The sequence below is a fragment of the Gemmatimonas sp. genome (assembly GCF_041689975.1).
Taxonomy (GTDB): Bacteria; Gemmatimonadota; Gemmatimonadetes; order Gemmatimonadales; family Gemmatimonadaceae; genus Gemmatimonas.
Window position 1 is genome coordinate 1 of the sequence record NZ_JBDNFF010000072.1, and the last position, 3249, is coordinate 3249.

2 protein-coding genes and 1 pseudogene are annotated in these 3249 nt (G+C 63.2%); 2 read left to right on the forward strand and 1 reads right to left on the reverse strand.

The annotated features are described in order from the left end of the window. Window positions 1-215: 215 nt before the first annotated feature. Entirely contained in the window at window positions 216-1571 is a 1356-nt protein-coding gene (locus ACESNG_RS05205) for a cation:proton antiporter (protein WP_373068084.1), read from the reverse strand. A 171-nt stretch (window positions 1572-1742) separates the two neighbouring features. On the opposite strand from ACESNG_RS05205, the gene ACESNG_RS05210 reads away from it, so the two are divergent. Next, complete coding sequence (locus ACESNG_RS05210; protein ID WP_373068086.1) at window positions 1743-2198, forward strand: hypothetical protein; 456 nt, start codon at window positions 1743-1745, stop codon at window positions 2196-2198. A 90-nt stretch (window positions 2199-2288) separates the two neighbouring features. Beyond that, a pseudogene (locus ACESNG_RS05215) lies at window positions 2289-3249 on the forward strand (hypothetical protein); the annotation flags it as partial.

Sequence of the window (3249 nt, forward strand, 5' to 3'; positions counted from 1 at the left end):
AATGTTACAGATCCTGAGTGTGGCCCTGTTCGTGCAAGTCCTGCTCAACCAACTACTTACGTCACCACCCAGTTATTCAGACGCTGATTTCGAGCCCATTCCACTCGCTCTCCTCTGAAAAACGTTGCGACACTACTGAATCCTCCTGAAGAAGTGTCAAGAATGCGCCAGGGGTCAGGGTGCGCAGGCCAAACTGCTCGACGCCCTGATCGCACTCACCGACGCCTGGCCACCGACCGTTCATACCATTGTACCACCGGTGTCACGGTGATGCCGTGGATCACGATGCTGCAGGCCACCACCGTCACCACCACCGCCACCAACGGCGCCGCATCACTGCTCGGTACGCCGTGATTGAGCGCGTAGCTGAGGTAGTACAGACTGCCGATCCCGCGAATACCGAACCAGCCGAGCAACCACCGCTGGGCTCGTGACGTACGCGATCCGATCAGCGATAGCCGTGTGCCGAGGGGGCGGATGACGACGAACAGTATCACCGCCAGCAGCGCGCCCGACCAGGTCCAGGCCGTGGCCACGGCGATGCCGACCAGCACGACCAACAGCACTTCGAGCATCCGCTCCAGCGTGTCGCCGAATGACAGCGCCTCGGCAATCAACACCCCGGCGGCCACCGCGGGCTCGTGTTTCGACTCCGCGCTCTCCCGCGCCGTGATCAGCGACTCCGCCGGTGGGTGCGCCTCGCGCCCCCGACCACGGGGCTCGGGCAAGTCGGTGAGTTCGGGGTGCGGCGTCGCGCGCACAACACGCACCTCGGCGTGACGCAGCCCCACGCCGGCTGCGAATACGGCGAGGAAGCCCCAGGCATGCGCGCGCTCAGCGGCCACGTAGGAGAGGGCAATCAGGGCCAGGGCGAGGAAGTCATTCTGTGCGCTCGCGTGTGTGCTGCGTGCCCGGATGCGGATCGCGAGCTGGCCGATGCCGGTGCCAAGGAGGTATCCGATAGCCAGGCCGGCCGGTATCGCCCAGACAATGCGGCTCAGGAACCACTCGCCGACCCATGCATCGATGCCGCCGGCACGCAGGTACTCCAAGCCGAAGATCACGAACGGGAACGCTGCACCGTCATTCAGGCCGGCTTCACCCGAGAGCGCGTAGCGCACGCGATCGTGATCCTCCGCATCACTTACGGTGACCTCAGCCGCGAGCACTGGGTCGGTGGGTGCCACGATAGCGCCAAGCAGCAGCGAGAGCCCCACCGGCAGGCCGAGCAGCAGGTTGGCGGTGGCCGCCACGCCGACAATGGACAGCAGCATCACCGGTCCAGCCAGCCGGAGCGCCACGCGCCACGCGTGATTCTGCAATGGCAGGCGTAAGCGCAACCCGCCTACGAAGAGTGAGACGATGACCGCGAACTCGGTGAGCGTTTCCAGCCATCTACGCTGCGATTCAATGTCGAGCCGAAGCAGCTCGAACCCCGCCGGACCGAGCCCGAGCCCTACCAGCAAATAGATCAGTGACGTGGAGATCGGCAGTCGATCGACCTGGGACGACGTGAGTGCCATGAGCAACAGCAATCCGCCAACCGTGGTCATCCATCCCAGTACACTCATATGGCCCCGTCTGAAGTAGCTGCGCTCGTGCTCGCCGTCATGTCCCTATGCATGCCCGGGGCCACTGGCAGGGCGCCATCTACCCCCCGAACCGCTTGGCATGTGCCGTGCACCATTTGGCTCGACGAACTTCGCTCTCGACCGGAAATCTCTCCTCATAGACCCCAGCACATGCCAGAGCACAACGAAGCAGAGGCGTTTCCCGACGAACCGCCATTCAAGGATGGTGCGTCGTCGTTCGGGGTGTTTTACCCGAAGAACTATGTGCTTGGCGTATTCGCGGACGAGACCGCTGCGAGAAGGGCCGGGGATGGTGCGCGCGCCGCCGGATTCTCCGAAGACGGCGTCATCGTCGCGTCCGGTGCCGACGTGGTCGCACACGAACAGGAAGTTGAAGAGGAACAGGGAGTGTTCGCGAAGATCGGCGAGCAATTGTCGAAGCTGTACACCGACGAGTCGGCCGCGTCGCAAGCCTTGGTGAAGCTTGCCGCTGGCGGCGCGGGGTTCGTGTTTGTCTACGCGCCGGAAGAACAGGAGACGACGACCGCAGCTACTGTGCTCGCTGGGTTCAGGCCATTGGTTATGCGCAAGTACGGCACCCTCGCCATCGCGGAATTGCCCGTGTAGTCTCTGGCGAACTGGCGTGTCTCGCGTTTCCATTCCTGCACGCGTGTCCTGCTGTGTTCGTCGTTCGACCTTTCTGCGGAGTAGGTGCCCATGGATGCAAGACATATGCTGGCTCGGCTCGCGGTAGCCGCGCTGCTCGCCCCAGCGAGCGCTGGTGCGCAGGCGTCGGCCACAGCGTCGGCTAACGCGTCGATCAAGTTTGCGCGCTATGCACACATTGCGAACGATGGCACGATTGCGTTCACCTGGCAGGACGACATCTGGATTACCGACAAGGACGGCAACAATCCCCGCCGACTCACGGCCCACGTGGCGCGTGATTTCATGCCGCGCTTTTCGCCGGATGGACAAACGATTGCATTCACCAGCAATCGCATGGGTAACAACGACATCTATGTCGTGCCGACCGCCGGTGGCGAGCCGAAGCAGCTCACCTGGTTCAGCGGTGACGACCAGGCGCTGTATTTCACGCCCGACGGCCGCGAGCTGGTGTTCACCAGCAGCCGCGGTACGCACCCCTTCGGCTCACCGCTCTATCGCCTGCCGCTCGACGGTTCGGCCCCGCGGGCGATGGCGATGGACTTCGGACGCGCCGGTATGATGAAGCAGGATGCGACGATGGTCGCGTTCAACCGCACGCTGCCGACGTACTGGCGAAAGGGCTATCGCGGCAACAGCAACGCGGATATCGCCGTACAAGACCTCCGCACCGGCGCCATTACCGAGCTCACGGATACCCAGCTCGAGGAGTACAAGGGCTTCACTCACGACGTGCATCCCATGTGGGGTGCCGACGGCATGATCTATTTCTCCTCTGAACGCGACGGTATTTTCAACCTGTGGAAGATTGCGCCCACTGGCGGTGCGCCGACGCAGGTCACGAAGCACAAAGATGACGGCGTGCAGTTCCCGTCCATCTCTCCCGATGGACGACACCTGATCTACGAAAATGACTTCGACTTGTGGGTGATGGACGCGCCGGACGGAGCGCCGCGAAAGCTCAACCTGCGCGTCTCCGCCGACGCGAAGGAGAACGACATCAGCACCGTCA